Annotated in this window: 17 protein-coding genes; 4 read left to right on the forward strand and 13 right to left on the reverse strand. The window is 40.1% G+C overall.

The window, feature by feature from the left end:
- Positions 1–461 precede the first annotated feature (461 nt).
- The 3 genes from egtB (at position 462) to FNZ24_RS05050 (ending at position 3,318) form a co-directional block, all read left to right on the forward strand.
- Positions 462–1,802, forward strand: coding sequence for an ergothioneine biosynthesis protein EgtB (egtB, locus tag FNZ24_RS05040; RefSeq protein ID WP_153913372.1), 1,341 nt, complete (start codon positions 462–464; stop codon positions 1,800–1,802).
- 9 nt (positions 1,803–1,811) lie between these two features.
- Positions 1,812–2,801 (forward strand): L-histidine N(alpha)-methyltransferase, encoded by a 990-nt coding sequence (locus FNZ24_RS05045; RefSeq protein WP_228768380.1) that lies wholly within the window; start codon positions 1,812–1,814, stop codon positions 2,799–2,801.
- A 112-nt stretch (positions 2,802–2,913) separates the two neighbouring features.
- The gene (locus tag FNZ24_RS05050; protein ID WP_153913373.1) at positions 2,914–3,318 is read left to right on the forward strand and encodes a nuclear transport factor 2 family protein; all 405 of its coding nucleotides are present in this window, start codon (positions 2,914–2,916) and stop codon (positions 3,316–3,318) included.
- Here FNZ24_RS05050 and FNZ24_RS21935 read toward each other — a convergent pair.
- Positions 3,293–3,418 carry a pentapeptide repeat-containing protein gene (locus FNZ24_RS21935; RefSeq protein ID WP_153913374.1) on the reverse strand — a complete coding sequence of 42 codons (126 nt, stop codon included), beginning with the start codon at positions 3,416–3,418 and terminating at the stop codon, positions 3,293–3,295. The genes FNZ24_RS05050 and FNZ24_RS21935 overlap by 26 nt on opposite strands.
- Before the next feature lie 170 nt (positions 3,419–3,588).
- The gene (recA, locus tag FNZ24_RS05060) at positions 3,589–4,647 is read right to left on the reverse strand and encodes a recombinase RecA (RefSeq protein ID WP_153913375.1); all 1,059 of its coding nucleotides are present in this window, start codon (positions 4,645–4,647) and stop codon (positions 3,589–3,591) included.
- Positions 4,648–5,058: 411 nt separating this feature from the next.
- Here recA and mutS point away from each other — a divergent pair, with 411 nt between their 5' ends.
- Entirely contained in the window at positions 5,059–7,638 is a 2,580-nt protein-coding gene (gene mutS, locus FNZ24_RS05065; protein WP_153913376.1) for a DNA mismatch repair protein MutS, read from the forward strand.
- Positions 7,639–7,717: 79 nt separating this feature from the next.
- Here the strand turns inward: mutS and FNZ24_RS05070 are convergent, their stop codons facing one another.
- The 11 genes from FNZ24_RS05070 to FNZ24_RS05120 all read right to left on the reverse strand — a co-directional run bounded on the left by FNZ24_RS05070 (position 7,718) and on the right by FNZ24_RS05120 (position 17,689).
- A complete protein-coding gene (locus FNZ24_RS05070; RefSeq protein ID WP_228768381.1) occupies positions 7,718–8,125 on the reverse strand; it encodes a hypothetical protein in 408 nt (135 codons plus the stop codon).
- A 77-nt stretch (positions 8,126–8,202) separates the two neighbouring features.
- Positions 8,203–9,180 (reverse strand): RNA polymerase sigma factor RpoS, encoded by a 978-nt coding sequence (rpoS, locus tag FNZ24_RS05075; protein ID WP_153913378.1) that lies wholly within the window; start codon positions 9,178–9,180, stop codon positions 8,203–8,205.
- A 77-nt stretch (positions 9,181–9,257) separates the two neighbouring features.
- Positions 9,258–10,148, reverse strand: coding sequence for a peptidoglycan DD-metalloendopeptidase family protein (locus FNZ24_RS05080; RefSeq protein WP_153913379.1), 891 nt, complete (start codon positions 10,146–10,148; stop codon positions 9,258–9,260).
- A 37-nt stretch (positions 10,149–10,185) separates the two neighbouring features.
- The gene (locus FNZ24_RS05085) at positions 10,186–10,821 is read right to left on the reverse strand and encodes a protein-L-isoaspartate(D-aspartate) O-methyltransferase (protein WP_153913380.1); all 636 of its coding nucleotides are present in this window, start codon (positions 10,819–10,821) and stop codon (positions 10,186–10,188) included.
- Positions 10,818–11,567 carry a 5'/3'-nucleotidase SurE gene (gene surE, locus FNZ24_RS05090; protein ID WP_153913381.1) on the reverse strand — a complete coding sequence of 250 codons (750 nt, stop codon included), beginning with the start codon at positions 11,565–11,567 and terminating at the stop codon, positions 10,818–10,820. Before surE ends, FNZ24_RS05085 begins: the two co-directional genes overlap by 4 nt.
- On the reverse strand, positions 11,564–12,745 hold the full coding sequence (gene truD, locus FNZ24_RS05095) for a tRNA pseudouridine(13) synthase TruD (protein ID WP_153913382.1): 1,182 nt from the start codon (positions 12,743–12,745) through the stop codon (positions 11,564–11,566). Before truD ends, surE begins: the two co-directional genes overlap by 4 nt.
- 51 nt (positions 12,746–12,796) lie before the next feature.
- On the reverse strand, positions 12,797–13,279 hold the full coding sequence (ispF, locus tag FNZ24_RS05100) for a 2-C-methyl-D-erythritol 2,4-cyclodiphosphate synthase (protein ID WP_153913383.1): 483 nt from the start codon (positions 13,277–13,279) through the stop codon (positions 12,797–12,799).
- An 80-nt stretch (positions 13,280–13,359) separates the two neighbouring features.
- Positions 13,360–14,112 (reverse strand): 2-C-methyl-D-erythritol 4-phosphate cytidylyltransferase, encoded by a 753-nt coding sequence (ispD, locus tag FNZ24_RS05105; RefSeq protein WP_153913384.1) that lies wholly within the window; start codon positions 14,110–14,112, stop codon positions 13,360–13,362.
- Between the two features lie 5 nt (positions 14,113–14,117).
- Positions 14,118–14,420 carry a cell division protein FtsB gene (ftsB, locus tag FNZ24_RS05110; RefSeq protein ID WP_153913385.1) on the reverse strand — a complete coding sequence of 101 codons (303 nt, stop codon included), beginning with the start codon at positions 14,418–14,420 and terminating at the stop codon, positions 14,118–14,120.
- Positions 14,421–14,514: 94 nt separating this feature from the next.
- The gene (eno, locus tag FNZ24_RS05115; RefSeq protein WP_153913386.1) at positions 14,515–15,816 is read right to left on the reverse strand and encodes a phosphopyruvate hydratase; all 1,302 of its coding nucleotides are present in this window, start codon (positions 15,814–15,816) and stop codon (positions 14,515–14,517) included.
- Between the two features lie 235 nt (positions 15,817–16,051).
- Positions 16,052–17,689, reverse strand: coding sequence for a CTP synthase (locus FNZ24_RS05120; RefSeq protein ID WP_153913387.1), 1,638 nt, complete (start codon positions 17,687–17,689; stop codon positions 16,052–16,054).
- Positions 17,690–17,803: the final 114 nt, after the last annotated feature.

Consider the following 17,803-nt stretch of genomic DNA (forward strand, 5'->3'; position numbering starts at 1 on the left):
AAGTCATGCAAATTATGGTTTAATTCAGCTCGAAGAGCCTATCTATTGCTTAAAAGTTCCATCAATTAAAAGGCTTGCTCGAAACAAACTTGCACCTTAGTAGATCTCTTTAGTCATGGTTTTAATTAAACACTGAGGGTTAATTTTGCCCTGATTGCAGATGCCTAAAGGACTTAGAGTTTGCATAAATAGGCTTTAATGAAACAGTCATCATTAGTGAGTCATAATCTATATTTATATTAGAAAACATCTTGTATATTTAATCATCAGAAATCAAATATAGAGATAACCTTGTATGCTTTTACCTTCATAACAAAATACTAAACCTATATGGTATTTGAGTGGAAAATTTTGAGTGGTTAATTTTCAATAGTAAATAAGGACTAAACTAGAAGATATGTAGGTGTTATTAATTACTGTGTGCGCAATAAAACTGGAATTTTAAGGAAAAGGAAGTGTATATGGAGATAAGCACGTCGCCTAAATTATCAAAACTCCTATTGTTACTTGAACGGTATAAAGCAACCAGAGCCGAAACTAATCAAATTTGTAATCGTTTAGAAATAGAAGATCTTTGCATACAGCCTTGCGCTGAAGTCAGTCCACCCAAATGGCATTTAGGCCACACCACTTGGTTTTTTGAAGAGCTTATTCTAGTTCCATTTTTAACAGGCTATGAAAGATTCGGTGAACAATTCAGTCTAATATTTAATTCCTACTATAAAGCTGCGGGACTGCATTGGACCCAACAAAATCGTGGTCACCTTTCTAGGCCGACCGTGGCAGAAATTTATCAATACCGAGAACAAACAGATCAATTAATAGCCAAGCTGCTTATTGATTTAGATTTATTAGAACATGACTTATTAAATAGTGACTTTTCTAATAATGACTTACTAAATAGTGACTTGTTAGCTAGCCAACAGAGTGAAGTAGCAAAGCTGATTGAAATTGGAATTCATCATGAGCAGCAACATCATGAATTACTCTATATGGATATCAAATATATCCTCCATTGCAACCCATCAACGCCTCCATATATTCAGCAACAGCTTCCAGCATCTAAAGAAGTAAAGCCGTCATGGCAAAGCTTTGACAGCCAATTAACAGAAATTGGTCATCAAGGAGATGGATATGCATTTGATAATGAGTGTCCTCAGCATAAAAGCTATTTAACTGGGTTTTCGATATCAGAAACCCTTGTCACCAATGGAGAATACCTTCAATTTATTGAAGGAAAAGGTTATCAGCAAGCGAAATATTGGCTGAGTATGGGCTGGGATTGGGTGTGCGAAAATAACCTAATATCACCACTTTATTGGCGACAAGTTAATGGACAGTGGTATGAATATACCTTCCATGGACTCGCCCCGATAGATTTAAATGCTCCTGTGGTTCATGTCAGCTATTTTGAAGCAACCGCATATGCACAATGGCGACAATGCCGTTTACCGACAGAACAAGAATACGAGCACTTTCTATTTCATAGAGAGTTAGCTCATAAAGAACTTAGCCCCACCGATTTACAAGCTAATGTCTTCCATCCCAATAAAGCAGATGCGCAAACCCATCAAGTCTGGTGTTGGACCCAAAGCCATTATTCTGCTTATCCAGGTTACAAACCATTCGAAGGAAAGCTTGAAGAATACAATGGTAAATTTATGTGTAATCAATTCGTACTTCGAGGGGGTTGCATAGCGACACCATCAAACCATTACCGTCATACTTATCGAAACTTTTATCAACCACACCAACAATGGATGTTTTCAGGTATCAGGCTTGCTAAAGATTTAAGGAATTAGGGATAAAAAGTGAAAATATCTAAAATTGATAACAGCAAAAAAGCTGTTGCAGCAATGAATAAAGAGCAATTTGCTATCGATGTGCTCACAGGGTTGAGCACATCTCCAAAAGCACTGCAGGCCAAGTATTTTTATGATGATACTGGCAGTAAAATATTTCAAAAAATCACTCAGCACCCTGACTATTATCCGACAAAAACTGAGTACGAAATATTAGATTCTGTTAAACACCAACTTGCAGATCTTATTAATGAATCAGAAATCGACATAATCGAGCTAGGTGCAGGAGATGGCCATAAAACTCAGTTAATCATAAATGGTTTTATCGATAACAATTGTAAAGTGAATTACTACCCGATCGATATTTCAGAAAAAGCGATGTTAATGCTAAAAGAGACCATTAGTCCTCATCCATTTGTTGAGTGTCATGGCATCGTCGCTGAATATTTCGAAGGCTTACGTCAGGTAAGGGAAACATCTAAGAATCGACTGTTAGTATTATTTCTTGGATCAAATATCGGTAATTTTGACCGAGTCCAAAACCAAGGTTTTCTGAGACGTCTATGGATGAACATGGACAACAATGATTACTTACTTGCGGGGTTTGACTTAAAGAAGGATGTCGATGTGCTAACTAAGGCGTATAACGACTCCAGCGGACTGACAAGTGACTTTAATTTAAATTTACTAACACGAATCAATAACGAACTTGGCGGTGACTTTGATATCAGTAAATTTCAGCATTTTGGTGTTTATAGTCCGTTACTCGGGGCTATGGAAAGTTATGTCATCGCCACTGAACCGCAAAGCGTTTATATCGCTGAGTTAAAACGCCATTTTCACTTTGAAGCATTTGAACCTATACACTTAGAATTTTCATTTAAATTTTTAAAAAGTGACATTAACTTTATCAGTCAAAAAACTGGGTTTGAGGTCATTAGACATTTTAGTGATAACAAGGAGTACTTCATTGACTCCCTTTGGCAAGTACAAAAATAGTTTTAACTTTGAGCAATTACAAAGCTGTTGGATAAGCTCTATTTTAGGATGAATAATTAAAACGAGTTTTTCTCTACAACGATTCAATAATGACTTTGGTAGGATAATAATTATGGCAGATGACACTTCATATAAGACTCCACATGATACTCATAGCAATAAACAAAATGCGATCGCATTCTATGAAATGGCTTATTTAGGTGAACCAGAAAAAGCCGTAGGTTTATATGTGGGTGCAGACTACATTCAACATAATCCGGTTGTTGGTGATGGCAAACAAGCTTTTATCGATTATTTCACCGAAATGGCAGAGTATCAGGGTAAGAGCATTCGTTTTGTTAGAGCGATAGCTGAAGGTGATTTGGTTGCATTACATACCCACCAAACTTGGCCTGGAAATGATCAATATATCACCATGGACTTCTTCCGTTTTGATGAGCACGGAAAAATTGTTGAGCATTGGGATTCAATTCAACAAATACCGAGTGAATCTAAAAACAACAATACCATGTACTAGCTTGGCTCATATTAGCCTTACTCGTATCAGCCTTGCTCATATTAGCCTTGCTCATATTAGCCTTACTCGTATCAGCCTGGCTCGCGTTAGCAAGGCCCATATTTATGTTTCCAAATACTGATACTGATATTCAACTTAAACCATTAATATCCAATCTTACTTAATAAAAAAATCGCGATAGACATATGCCTATCGCGATTATTATATTTGCATCAAGTGGCTAGCAGTTGCCCCTTAAACAAAGTTTAGAATACTTAAGCTAAACTCGACTTAAAAAACTTCACCAGTTTCTAAATCAATGTTTTCATCAGACTCTGCAGGAGCGGCATCTTTTTCTTTGCTTAATAGCATTTGACGTAAGTTAGTTTCAATCTCTTCAGCTATTGCTGGGTTCTCAACTAAGTATTTACCTGCATTTGCACGGCCTTGACCAATTTTATTGCCTTGGTAGCTGTACCATGCACCAGCTTTTTCAACAAGTTTATGTGCTACACCTAAATCAACTAATTCACCGGTACGGTTAATACCTTTACCATAAAGGATCTGGAATTCTGCTTGTCTAAAAGGCGCTGCAATTTTGTTTTTAACTACTTTAACTCGGGTTTCATTACCCACCACTGAGTCGCCATCTTTAATCGCACCTGTACGGCGAATATCAAGACGAACTGAAGCGTAGAACTTAAGTGCGTTACCACCAGTTGTGGTTTCTGGGTTACCAAACATTACACCGATTTTCATACGGATTTGGTTAATGAAGATAAGCAAAGTATTTGATTGCTTAAGGTTACCTGCAAGCTTACGCATTGCTTGGCTCATCATACGCGCCGCTAGGCCCATATGTGAATCACCAATTTCACCTTCAATTTCAGCTTTAGGTGTCAAAGCAGCAACTGAATCGACAATGATGACATCAACCGCACCAGAGCGAGTTAATGCGTCACAAATCTCAAGAGCTTGCTCACCAGTATCAGGCTGAGAACATAAAAGATTATCAATATCTACACCTAAATTCTTAGCATAGATAGGATCAAGAGCGTGCTCAGCATCGATGAAAGCACAAGTTTTACCTTGGCGCTGCGCTGCAGCAATAACTTCAAGTGTTAAGGTTGTTTTACCTGAAGATTCTGGACCGTAGATCTCTACGATACGCCCCATAGGTAAACCACCAGCACCTAATGCAACATCCAACGAAAGCGAACCAGTAGAAATAGTTTCAACATCCATTGTGCGGTCTGCGCCCAATTTCATGATTGAACCTTTACCAAATTGCTTTTCAATTTGACCTAGTACGGCGTTTAGCGCTTTCTCTTTATTTGGATCTGCTTTCATTCTCTTTATCCCTTTAAGGTGACTCAATTCGGCATGCGAACTTGGTAACGAATAAATTTGTCTGTCTAACAATATGAGCTCAGTATACTGTATAATCATACAGTATCAATAGTTACTGTATACTTTTTTGACATTAATTGAACCCAATAAAAACAAATCCTTTAAAATCAATGGTTAAATACAAATATAAATTTTTAGCATCAAAATCTACTCACTAAAAACCACTGTATATACAGGTAAATAATACTGTAAACATTTGGAATATAAACTAATTAACTTGCTCAAAATACCACTAGTTAACTCTTTAAACACGACTGTATGAAGATAGCTTATTGGGAATCAAACTAATTATTGCTAAGATGAGCGCCGTTGATAATTCCGTATTGAAGCCAGATTAAGAGCAATTACTTAATGACCGTAAATGAAGACCCAAGTTTAGAAAAGCATACCCCAATGATGCGTCAGTATTTAACGTTAAAAGCACAGCATCCTGAGATGCTTTTGTTTTATCGTATGGGAGACTTTTATGAATTATTTTATGAAGATGCCAAGCTAGCATCAGAACTATTAGGGATTTCACTTACTGCGAGAGGGAAAAGTGGCGGTAACGCGATCCCGATGGCGGGCTTACCCTACCATGCTGTCGAAGGTTATCTTGCCAAGCTGGTTCAAATCGGTCAGTCGGTCGCAATATGCGAGCAAGTTGGCGATCCAGCCACTAGTAAAGGCCCAGTTGAACGTAAAGTCGTCAGAATTGTGACTCCAGGTACCTTAACTGATGAAGCATTACTTCAAGAAAGACAAGACAACTTGCTGGCTGCTGTTTATCAAGGTAAATCTGGTTATGGTTATGCCACATTAGATGTTTCTTCTGGTCGCTTTGTCGTGGTAGAACTTGAAAATGCAGAAACATTAGAAGCAGAATTACAGCGCACAAGCCCTGCAGAACTACTATATAGCGAAGATTTAGCGGATCGTTACCTCATTGAAAACCTTAAAGGGATCAGACGAAGACCTGAGTGGGAGTTTGATTACGATACCAGTATTCAGTTATTACTCGAGCAATTCGGTACCAAAGATCTTCATGGTTTTGGCATCACCAATGCACGCTTGTCGCTTCAAGCTGCTGGTTGCTTAATGCAGTATGTTAAAGATACCCAAAAAACTGCTCTGCCCCATATCAGTAGTATCACCATGTTTAATCAGGCCGATACGATTATTTTAGATGCGGCAACAAGACGTAATCTTGAACTAACAGTTAATCTTTCTGGTTCTCGAGATAATACCCTTGCTTGGGTACTTGATAAAACAGCTACGCCAATGGGCAGTCGAATGTTGCAACGCTGGATCCATCAGCCTCTTAGAGATCAGCAGCACATTAGTCAACGTCAGCAAGCTGTCTCTGAACTAATCGAAACTGGGTTATATGCCGACTTACACCAGCAGTTAAAAGCCTTAGGCGATATTGAACGTATCATGGCACGTCTTGCTATTCGTAGTGCGAGACCGAGAGATTTTGCCCGCCTACGCCAAGCATTAGATTTATTGCCAGAAATTCAACAAACTCTTAGCCACTGCAAACAAAGCGAAATGCAACGTCTTGCAGGCTTATTGGGAGAATTCCCAGAGCAACAGCAGTTATTGCAATCAGCAATAGTTGATAACCCACCGATGTTAATACGTGATGGTGGTGTTATTCGAACGGGTTACAACGCGCAATTAGATGAGTGGCGTGGCCTTAGTGAAGGTGCCAATGATTACCTTGTGCAAATGGAAGCCCGCGAGAAAGAACAAACCGGCATCAATACCTTAAAAGTCGGCTATAACCGAGTACATGGCTACTACATTGAAGTCAGTCGTTTGCAATCAGACCAAGTACCGCTGAGTTATCAGCGTCGCCAAACCCTGAAAAACACTGAACGTTATATCACCCCAGAACTTAAAGAATATGAAGAAAAGGTGCTTTCAAGCCAAGGCAAAGCTTTAGCAATTGAAAAGCAACTTTGGGAAGAGTTGTTTGACTTACTATTGCCCAAATTACATGAATTACAGCAATTTGCCCAAGCTGCATCTGAGTTAGATGTACTGAGCAACTTTGCAGAGCGCGCAGAAACCTTAGGCTATAACTGCCCGCAAATAAGTAACGAAATTGGTATAAAAATTGATTCAGGACGTCATCCAGTCGTTGAACTGGTTAGCCAGGCTCCTTTCATAGCAAACCCAGTAGAACTTGCTCCAGAACGTCGAATGCTCATTGTGACTGGTCCTAATATGGGCGGTAAGTCGACTTATATGCGCCAAGTTGCCCTGATTACATTAATGGCACATATAGGCAGTTTTGTACCTGCACAAAAAGCGGTAATTGGACCCATTGACCGTATATTTACTCGTATTGGTGCTTCAGATGACCTTGCCTCTGGCCGCTCAACCTTTATGGTCGAAATGACAGAAACGGCAAATATTCTCCATAATGCTACCGCAAAAAGCTTAGTTCTCATGGATGAAATTGGCCGTGGAACATCCACCTATGATGGTTTATCTCTTGCCTGGTCAGCTGCTGAATACTTAGCCGAAAAAGTGGCGGCGTTAACGTTATTTGCAACCCATTATTTCGAGTTAACTCAGTTGCCTGAACAGATGAGTAGTGCAGCCAATGTGCATTTAGATGCGGTAGAGCATGATGACACTATTGCCTTTATGCATGCTGTACAAGAAGGCGCTGCGAGTAAAAGTTATGGTTTACAAGTGGCGTCACTAGCAGGTGTACCGGCCCATGTTATTAAAGCAGCGAAACAAAAACTACATATGCTTGAAAGCCGAGATTTAGCCAATACTCATCAAGTGCCAATACAAGAAGCACTTAACCTAACAATGCCTGAGCCACAAACCTCACCTGCTACGGATAAACTGGCTCAAATTAACCCCGATGATTACAGCCCTAAACAAGCTTTAGATATGCTGTATGAACTAAAGCGATTAGCTAATCAGTAAGACGATTGGTTAACTACTTGATGATAAGCCGCTACAAGAGAATGTAGCGGCTTCTTATTCAGAGGATTTGCTTTAACTATTAGTTTTCAAGTGATTTTAATCCACTCGTATCAACATCTTTCATGACTTCGCGCTCCAATGCATGCTGCTCAGCAAGTTCATTAGTCTTTTTCTGCTGCTGTAAGTTTTGTTGCTCAATGCTCATTCTTACCTGACGCTGTATGGATTCTTGCTCAGTTTCACATTGACGAAATCCATCAGACCAACCTTGAGCATAATCGGTTTCAGTATTAAAACGGGTTACATCCTTTTTAAATTGATCAAATAAACTTCCCCCAGCTTTATTTCCGCTATCACAACCATCCTGAAAACCATCTGCATAAGCTAAAGGGTAGCCTTGCTCGACCATGCTATCGCGAGTACTTTGGCAAGCTGTAATAATTAATAAGCTTAATGGAATTATTAATAGAATAATTTTACTTTTCATCTTAAACCTCCAATTTCTGAACATTCAGGCAATAAAAAAGGGCATTAATGCCCTTATTTTTCGAAATTTCAAAAGCGCTAGCTTCTAAATAAAGCTTCTACTGACAAGCCTTGAGCCCCTAATACATCTTTCAATCGTTTCAATGCTTCTACTTGAATTTGGCGGACACGTTCACGTGTTAATCCAATTTCAGCTCCAACATTTTCTAATGTAGATGGCTCATAACCTAATAAACCAAAACGTCTCGCTAATACTTCTCTTTGTTTAGTATTTAGCTCGTTTAACCATCCTACAATTGAATGAGATAAGTCTTCATCTTGTACTTTATAATCTGGCCCTACTGAATCATCATCAGCAATGACATCAAGTAATGCTTTGTCATTATCTCCACCTAATGGGGTGTCTACTGAAGTGATTTTCTCGTTTAGCTTTAACATGCGGCTTACATCGCTAGTAGAGACGTCTAAAGTGTCTGCGATTTCTTCTGCCGTTGGCTCATGATCAAGTTTTTGAGCTAGCTGTCTTGCGGTACGTAAGTACACATTAAGCTCTTTAACGACATGAATAGGTAAACGAATAGTACGGGTTTGATTCATGATAGCTCTCTCGATGGTTTGTCTAATCCACCAAGTCGCATAAGTTGAAAAACGGAATCCTCGCTCTGGGTCAAATTTTTCGACCGCGCGAATAAGTCCTAGATTGCCTTCTTCAATAAGATCAAGTAATGCTAGACCTCGGTTGTTATACCTTCTGGCAATTTTTACAACCAAGCGTAAATTACTTTCTATCATGCGGTTACGAGACTTCTCGCAGCCTTTGAGTGCTTTACGTGAAAAGAAGACTTCTTCTTCTGCACTAAGCAAAGGGGAAAAACCGATCTCACCTAGATATAGCTGAGTGGCGTCAAGATTCTTTTGCAGATCATCCTGAACTTGTTGATCAATATCGGATTGCTGACCTTCTTTGGCACTTCCTGCCTTTGGCGCAACCTCTTGTGGTTGTTTAGCTAAATCCATAAGCTCTACTGCGACTGCAGCGTTTTGTTTTTGGCTCATATGGTGCTCTCCCAAACCTGGTAAATTTAAGTAACTAGTGCACTTGCCTATCCTCCGTTTTAATGTGAACTAAACAGTTAGCGTTTAGGTAAATAATTTAATGGGTTAACTGACTTACCATGTAGACGTATTTCAAAATGTAACATCACCTGGTTTGCCCCTGTGCTACCCATTTTCGCTACTGTCTGTCCGGCATTTACATACTGCTTTTCTTTGACCAATATTGAATCCGCATGGGCATATGCACTTAGAAATTCTTCGTTATGTTTGATAATAACCAAATTGCCATAACCACGAAGTGCATTACCTGCATAAACAACTCTTCCATCAGCAGCAGCTTTGATAATATCGCCGCGTGAACCTGCAACCTTAATACCTTGGTTGCCCTGCTGAGTTGTAGAGAAATACCCTATAATCTTGCCTTTATTAGGCCAGTTCCACTTACTTACTTTGTCTGGTAAGCCTGAAACAGGATTTTTCGCTACTTGAACTGTTTTTTCTGGGGTAGTTTTTACAGAATACGCAGGCTTAGCTTTGTGATCAAGCTCTTTTTTTGTACTATTTTTGTTAGCTGACGCATTTGCTTGTTTTGTTGCTGTAGTTTGTTTTGGCACAGTTTTCTTTACTGGCTTGGGTTTGCTGTTCGCTACAGCGACCGGTTTAGTGGTTGTTTTGGCCGCTGCGGGCTTGTAGAGTTTTAAGGTCTGACCAGGGTAAATGGTATAAGGAGCCTTTAGCTTGTTATACGCGGCAATATCGCTGAAATCTTTACCTGCGCCCCATGAAATTGAATATAAAGTGTCGCCTCGCTTAACTTTATAGCTACCTGAAGTAATTGAGCCTTTATTATATTTGGGGCCAGCTGTAGAAGAGATACTTTTTACAGGCGCAGGACTATGGGCTTGAAAACTACAGCCTGATAAAAAAGTTAATAAACAGATAATGCAAAGCCAATTGTGATACTTCAAACACTCTCTCCAGCTAAGATGGGAAATATCACCCTAATTAAGCAAGTTCACCATTAATTAATGGTACAAATTTAACTGCTTCAATAATTTGCGAGTTAAATTCATTATTCTGACGCGTTATTTTTAATAATTGCTGTGAATCTTCACCTACAGGAATAATTAGCACACCGCCTTCAGAAAGCTGAGTTAATAACGCTTCAGGCACTGAAGCTGCTGCTGCAGTCACCATGATTGCATCAAATGGCGCTTTATTTTGCCAGCCTTTCCAGCCATCACCGTATTTAAATGACACATTATGTAAATCCAAACGCTTCAATCTTTGTCTCGCTTGAATTTGCAGGGCTTTTATTCGTTCAATAGTACAAAGCTGTGGTACAAGCTGAGCCAAAATGGCTGCTTGATAGCCTGAACCAGTGCCAATCTCTAAAACTTTAACTGGATTATGTTGCAATAGTAATTCGGTCATACGCGCAACGATGTAAGGCTGAGATATTGTTTGCCCCTGCCCTATAGGTAGTGCGGTATTTTCATAGGCTTTGTGTGCAAGTGCACCGTCTAAAAATAACTCCCTTGGGGTATTAGACACAGCCTCTAGCACTGCATTATTACTAATGCCGCCTTCATGTAATTTTCTAGCTAAATTGATAGCAACAGTTGACGCTATCTGACTCATAGTTTGTTTATCCAGTTCTCTAAACCAGCAAGCTGGTTATATGCTGTTAAATCGACCGTTAGCGGAGTGATAGAAACATAACCTTGTTCAACTGTACCAAAGTCTGTATCTGCGCTCGCATCTTGTTCTTTACCAGGTGGGCCAAGCCAATAAATATCTCGTCCCGCTGGGTCTTGCGTTTTAATCATACCTTCAGCTTTATGCCTTGAGCCTAAACGAGTCACCTTCATACCTTTGATTTCTTCTAAAGGTAAGTCAGGTACATTCACATTTAAAATCTGATCCTTATCAACAGGATGCGCTAATAACCCTTGCACGATTTTGGCAGCATATACAGCGGCTGTTCGGTAATGTTTGAGTTCTTTGCCAACAAGAGAGACCGCAATTGCTGGTAAACCAAGAAATCGTCCCTCTGTCGCTGCGGCAACAGTGCCAGAATACAAAGTATCATCGCCCATATTCGCACCGGCATTAATGCCAGAAACGACAATATCGGGTTCATCTTCACACAACTCTCTAATAGCTAAATGAACGCAATCTGAAGGTGTGCCATTGACGGCAATATATCCGTTATCTAACCTATTAATTCTTAATGGGTTAGTCAAGGTTAAAGAGTTACTTGCGGCTGAACAATTTCGGTCTGGCGCAACGACTTTTATATTGGCAATTTGGTTTAACTCTTCAGCCAACGCTTTAATACCTGGCGCTGTCACACCATCATCATTACTAACTAATATATTAATCATGATGAAGGCTCTTGTTTACCATCTTGTGTTGATTGTTCTTCAGTTTCTGGGGCAGAAACTGAAGCTGCTGAGCATGCTAGGGCTTTTTGCTGCGCAAGTGCGTTTTGTTCTGCCACCATTTGTAGACGTTTTACTTCTTGTACATCTTGATAGTCTAGTAACTCTCTAAGCACTGATGTCGCATAGCTTCCTGCAGGCAACATAAATTCAATAATTAAACTATCTTGTTCAAATCGATATTTCATGGCTTGTGGCTTTAACAGCAGCGGACGACGTTCTTGCTCCAACCCTGCCTGCTCAAGCCCAGCTAAATCCGTCGTTAAATTGGACAATGCGGTTTGCTCAACCAAGGCAGCATCTGCCTGAGGAAGGATCGCGCCACGTCCCCATAAAGGTGCGGATAATTGAATATCGTTATCAGCTAAACGCTTAAGCGTTGCAGGATCCCATTTTTCAGTGACAAAAAAGCTTTTGCTACCTGTTAGCATCACACAATCGCCAGTCAAAGGCGCTACGCTGTGGTGGTTTAATCGATATGATACCGCTTGATTAAACACATTTGATCTTACAGCAGACAAATACATGCTGCGTTTTTTACGATCTTTAACCTTTTTGCCAGCGAGCATTTGCTGACCGAAAATCAAGTTTTTTCCTTGATGACCAAAACGCTGCTCACCAAAATAATTGGGAACACCCGTTTCCATGACTTGTTGGATGCGTTTTTCAAGGGTTTGTTTATCAGACACATTACGTAATGTCAGCTCAAAGCAATTACCTAACAATGCGCCAATGCGTAATTTTTTACTATGGCGCTGACTTGAAAGAATCGTTAGCCGCGATTGATTTGCCGTCTCACCCTCCACATCTGAAGTTGATAGTGATTGCCAATCAGGTGTTTCTTTACCAGGTATACGCACACCAAACCATTGCTCAGTCACTGCATTTCTATCTTTTTGACCAGCGTATGTCACTTCCTTTTGATGTACTTTGGCAAACTTAGCTAGTATCTCAGCCACTTGATTGGTATTAAGGCCTTCTTTACGAACATGGATCATGTGATGCTCACCTTCGCCAGTTGGGCTGAAAGGCAGCATTTCCTTCACGATAAAATCACTATTAAAAGTGCGTAAGTCAGCGGTGCAAGTGGGTTTATCAAAAAGGTAATGTAGCGAACTCATGTCATATTCTCAAAAATCGGGTTTATAATGGCAAACGGTTTAAAATTGGTTTTATACAGACTTAGTCATCAACACCACAGATTCGACGGCAATACCTTCTTTACGTCCTGTAAAACCTAACTTCTCAGTTGTGGTGGCTTTGACATTGATATTATCAATTGATGTTTCTAAATCTTGAGCTAAGCATTCTCTTATCGCTTGTATATGCGGTAACATTTTGGGTGCTTGAGCTATAACAGTCACATCAAGGTTACCAATGACAAAGTGCTTTTCAGTCGCAAGTTTAAAGCAGTGTCTTAGTAATACTCTGCTGTCTGCTCCAGCAAATTCAGCATCAGTATCAGGGAAATGCTTACCAATATCTCCTAAAGCCATCGCACCTAAAATCGCATCTGAAACAGCATGTAGCACTACATCACCGTCTGAATGTGCAATCAAACCTGTCTCATAAGGTACAGTAACTCCACCTAAAATTAGCGGTTTGTCGCCGCCAAACTTATGTACATCAAAACCATGACCAATACGTATATTCATTATTGTAGATTACCGTTTATTATATGACTGTTATTAATAAATATTTTAATGATTAACTCTTTTTAATCAGCCTTATTTAATTAAAGCGACTGAATGTTAGTCAAAAACAATTTAGCTAACTGTAAATCATCAGGGTGAGTCACTTTGATATTATCAGCTCTGCCAGAAACTAACCCAGGATTTACATCCGCCCACTCCATAGCACTGGCTTCGTCAGTAATATTGGCACCTTCTTTAAGGGCTAAAGACAAATTCCGTTTAAGTTGCTGACTTGGAAATAATTGCGGCGTTAACGCATGCCATAGATTATCTCTACATACGGTTTCAGCAATTTTCTCTCCAGAACCAGCCTTGTTTTCAGCACTTGCAACAACACTTCTTTTCATTGTGTCTCTTACTGGCATAGCCAAAATTGCACCTTGAGGGTGTATTTCACGGGACTTGAGTAATTTATCAATATCAGTTTGAGTGAGACATGGTCTGGCTGCATCATGGACTAACGCCCAAGTCGTGTGCTTGCTCGTTATTTCAGTGATGTCATCATCTAAGGTATTCAATGCTGCGAGGACTGAATCAGCACGCTCATTTCCACCTATTACTGTCACTATTTTTTCGTGATTGGCTTGAGTTAATTTAGCAAAAAACTCATCTTCAGGGTGCAAAGCCACAATAACTTGGCTGATGTCTGGATGCGTGATTAAGCTATCCAATGTATGCGCAAGAATAGTTTGTTCACCTAGCATAAGATATTGCTTAGGAATAGCTGCGCCCATTCTGGCGCCAATACCAGCTGCTGGCACAATCGCGACAACAGATTGCTTTTCTGAATTCATAATGATTACTGACCAAATGTAGAATTGTTACGAGGATTATTGCCAACGACGCGATAAAAGGTCTCACCTTCTTTAACCATACCCAATTCATTACGGGCACGCTCTTCAATGGCTTCTGTACCACTTTTTAAATCGATGATTTCAGCTTTAAGTACTTGGTTGCGAGCGATGAGTTTGTTATTGCTTTCTTGCTGGCTGGCAATCTGCTTTTGCAGATTCATATACTGGGAAAGATTGTTCTCGCCTAACCAAAGTCGATACTGCAACAAGCCTACTAAGATAAACAGTAATAGTAAAAGTCGTTTCATAAATCGGTTATCAGCGATAATTATTAATATTAGTAACGCTATAGTACAACAAAAAAGGCCACCTAGTGGTGGCCTTTTTAAGATTTAGCAAAGATTAACCTTGGCCTTTCACTTCTTTAAGACCGTTATACGGTGCTTTTTCACCTAATGCTTCTTCAATACGAAGTAGTTGGTTGTACTTAGCAACACGGTCAGAACGGCTTAAAGAACCCGTTTTGATTTGGCCAGCAGCAGTACCAACAGCTAAGTCAGCAATAGTTGCATCTTCAGTCTCGCCGCTACGGTGAGAGATAACAACAGTGAAACCTGCATCTTTAGCCATTTTAATTGCAGCTAAAGTCTCAGTTAAAGAACCGATTTGGTTAAACTTAATTAGGATTGAGTTAGCAATCCCATTGTCGATACCACGCTTAAGGATCTTAGTGTTTGTTACGAATAAATCGTCACCCACTAACTGAATTTGGTCGCCCATTAGTTTAGTTTGGTGAGCAAAACCATCCCAATCAGACTCATCAAGACCGTCTTCGATAGATACGATTGGATATTGCTTAGTCAGATCTTGTAAGAAGTAGTTAAATTCTTCTGAAGTGAATTTCTTACCTTCACCCTTAAGGTCGTAGATGTTTGCCTCTTTGTCATAAAACTCAGATGCAGCGCAATCCATCGCTAATGTAATATCTTTACCTAACTCGTAGCCCGCGTTTGCAACAGCGTCTTTGATTGCAGCAAGTGCCGCTTCGTTAGATTCAAGGTTTGGTGCAAAACCACCTTCATCACCCACTGCAGTAGAATGACCAGCAGCTTTAAGCACTTTAGCAAGGCTATGGAATACTTCAGCGCCCATACGTAGGCCTTCACGGAAGTTAGCAGCACCAACAGGTTGGATCATAAACTCTTGAATATCTACAGAGTTATCTGCATGTTCGCCACCATTGATGATGTTCATCATTGGAAGCGGCATAGAGTAAACACCAGGTGTACCGTTTAGGTCAGCGATGTGAGTGTATAAAGGCACTTTCTTTGATGCAGCAGCAGCTTTAGCGGCAGCTAAAGAAACAGCAAGAATAGCGTTTGCGCCAAACTTGGCTTTGTTTTCTGTGCCATCTAGGTCAATCATGATTTGGTCAAGTTCAGCTTGAGCCAATGCATCTTTACCTTTTAGCGCCTGCGCAATTGGACCATTAACAGCTTCAACGGCTTTTAATACGCCTTTACCTAAGTAACGAGCTTTGTCACCGTCACGTAATTCTAAAGCTTCACGCGAACCAGTAGAAGCACCTGAAGGAGCAGCAGCCATACCGAAAGAACCATCAGCAAGATGGACTTCAGCTTCAACTGTTGGGTTACCGCGTGAATCCATGATTTCGCGACCAATGACATTAATAATGTTAGCCATAACTTCCTCGATAAATGTAAGATAAAATTAAAATAGAAAACCAATACCATTAATCAGCAACATTTCTACTATTGAAGATTGATTATTGGTATTTGACTTTCAGTTTGGTAATTAACTATCAATTTGAAGCATAGCATAGACCTATTATCTTGACGCTTCAACTATCAAAGTGACAACTTGGAATACACTATGAAAAAAAAGCCATTGATGGGTTCATCAATGGCTTTCGTTATTCTTAGCTAGCATCACCTTTTTGATGAGCAGCAGCGGCAGCTACAAACCCTTCAAATAGTGGGTGCCCATCACGTGGTGTTGAGGTGAACTCAGGGTGGAATTGACCAGCAACAAACCAAGGATGATTTGGTAGCTCAATCATTTCAACTAATTTACGGTCAGATGACAGGCCACTAAATACCAAGCCAGCTTTCTCTAAACGTTCTACGTAGTTGTTGTTCACTTCAAAACGATGGCGATGACGCTCAACACAAGTGTTAGCCTTGTATGCTGCAGCAGCTTTCGTGCCTTCAGCTAAATGACATAGCTGAGCACCTAAGCGCATTGTACCGCCTAAATCAGACTCTTCATGACGAGTCTCAACGTTACCTTCTTCATTGATCCACTCAGTGATCAAGCCAATTACAGGATGCTGTGTTTCAGAGTTGAACTCAGTTGAATGAGCTTCTTCAAGCTTAGCAACATTACGAGCGAACTCGATAAGAGCCACTTGCATACCTAAACAAATACCGAAGTAAGGAATGTTGTTTTCACGTGCGTATTGCGCAGCATAAATTTTTCCTTCAACGCCACGCTCACCGAAACCACCTGGAACCAAAATTCCGTCTAAGCCAGTTAAGACCTCTTCGCCTTTTGCTTCAACAGTTTGCGAATCAACATATTGAATGTTTACAGTAACGCGATTTTTAAGGCCTGCATGCTTTAATGCTTCATTAACTGATTTATATGCGTCAGGCAGTTCAATGTATTTACCCACCATACCAATGGTGATTTCACCTGTTGGATTAGCTTCTTGGTAAATAACGTTTTCCCACTCTGATAAATCAGCTTCTTTACAATCGATCCCAAAACGCTTGATAACTAATTCATCAAGGCCTTGTGAACGAAGTAAAGCTGGGATTTTATAGATGCTATCAACATCTTTTAATGAAATAACCGCTTTTTCTTCTACATTACAGAACAGCGAAATTTTCGCTTTTTCGTTTGCAGGAATTGCGCGATCACCACGACAAACCAATACGTCTGGCGCGATACCAATTGAGCGAAGCTCTTTTACAGAGTGTTGTGTTGGTTTTGTTTTAATTTCGCCAGCAGCGCCTAAGAATGGCACTAAAGTCAAATGCATGAATAAAGTGCGGTCACGTCCTAGCTCAGCACTTAATTGACGAATTGATTCTAAGAATGGCAGTGATTCGATATCACCCACTGTGCCACCAATCTCTACGATAGCAACGTCATGACCTTCACCACCTTCAAGTACTTTCTCTTTAATCGCATTAGTAATATGCGGGATGACCTGAATGGTTGCGCCTAAATAATCACCACGACGTTCTTTACGTAGCACTTGCTCGTAAATACGACCGGTTGTGAAGTTATTACGACGGTTCATTTTGGTACGAATAAAACGTTCGTAATGACCTAAATCTAAATCAGTTTCAGCACCATCTTCAGTAACGAATACTTCACCATGTTGAGTTGGGCTCATGGTTCCTGGATCAACGTTAATATATGGGTCCAGTTTCATAATGGTTACATTGAGGCCACGCGCCTCTAAAATTGCTGCTAGAGATGCTGCTGCAATGCCTTTACCTAGTGAAGAAACAACGCCACCAGTTACGAAGATATACCTTGTAGTCATGCTGAACCTGAGAATGTGAGTTTGAAAAATACGTGCTTGTAAGAAAGCACTAGGACGGGGCGACATTCTACCAAAATAGCTCGATAACAACAAACAATAAACTCATTAAATTAC

Source organism: Shewanella sp. TC10 (genome assembly GCF_009663145.1).
GTDB lineage: Bacteria > Pseudomonadota > Gammaproteobacteria > Enterobacterales > Shewanellaceae > Shewanella.

Bases quoted from the DNA above. Each gene is read 5' to 3' on its own strand.
- egtB (WP_153913372.1), top strand. From the start codon at position 462: ATGGAGATAAGCACGTCGCCTAAATTATCAAAACTCCTATTGTTACTT.
- FNZ24_RS05050 (WP_153913373.1), top strand. From the start codon at position 2,914: ATGGCAGATGACACTTCATATAAGACTCCACATGATACTCATAGCAAT.
- FNZ24_RS21935 (WP_153913374.1), bottom strand. From the start codon at position 3,418: ATGGGCCTTGCTAACGCGAGCCAGGCTGATACGAGTAAGGCTAATATG.
- recA (WP_153913375.1), bottom strand. From the start codon at position 4,647: ATGAAAGCAGATCCAAATAAAGAGAAAGCGCTAAACGCCGTACTAGGT.
- mutS (WP_153913376.1), top strand. From the start codon at position 5,059: ATGACCGTAAATGAAGACCCAAGTTTAGAAAAGCATACCCCAATGATG.
- FNZ24_RS05070 (WP_228768381.1), bottom strand. From the start codon at position 8,125: ATGAAAAGTAAAATTATTCTATTAATAATTCCATTAAGCTTATTAATT.
- rpoS (WP_153913378.1), bottom strand. From the start codon at position 9,180: ATGAGCCAAAAACAAAACGCTGCAGTCGCAGTAGAGCTTATGGATTTA.
- FNZ24_RS05085 (WP_153913380.1), bottom strand. From the start codon at position 10,821: ATGAGTCAGATAGCGTCAACTGTTGCTATCAATTTAGCTAGAAAATTA.
- surE (WP_153913381.1), bottom strand. From the start codon at position 11,567: ATGATTAATATATTAGTTAGTAATGATGATGGTGTGACAGCGCCAGGT.
- truD (WP_153913382.1), bottom strand. From the start codon at position 12,745: ATGAGTTCGCTACATTACCTTTTTGATAAACCCACTTGCACCGCTGAC.
- ispF (WP_153913383.1), bottom strand. From the start codon at position 13,279: ATGAATATACGTATTGGTCATGGTTTTGATGTACATAAGTTTGGCGGC.
- ispD (WP_153913384.1), bottom strand. From the start codon at position 14,112: ATGAATTCAGAAAAGCAATCTGTTGTCGCGATTGTGCCAGCAGCTGGT.
- ftsB (WP_153913385.1), bottom strand. From the start codon at position 14,420: ATGAAACGACTTTTACTATTACTGTTTATCTTAGTAGGCTTGTTGCAG.
- eno (WP_153913386.1), bottom strand. From the start codon at position 15,816: ATGGCTAACATTATTAATGTCATTGGTCGCGAAATCATGGATTCACGC.
- FNZ24_RS05120 (WP_153913387.1), bottom strand. From the start codon at position 17,689: ATGACTACAAGGTATATCTTCGTAACTGGTGGCGTTGTTTCTTCACTA.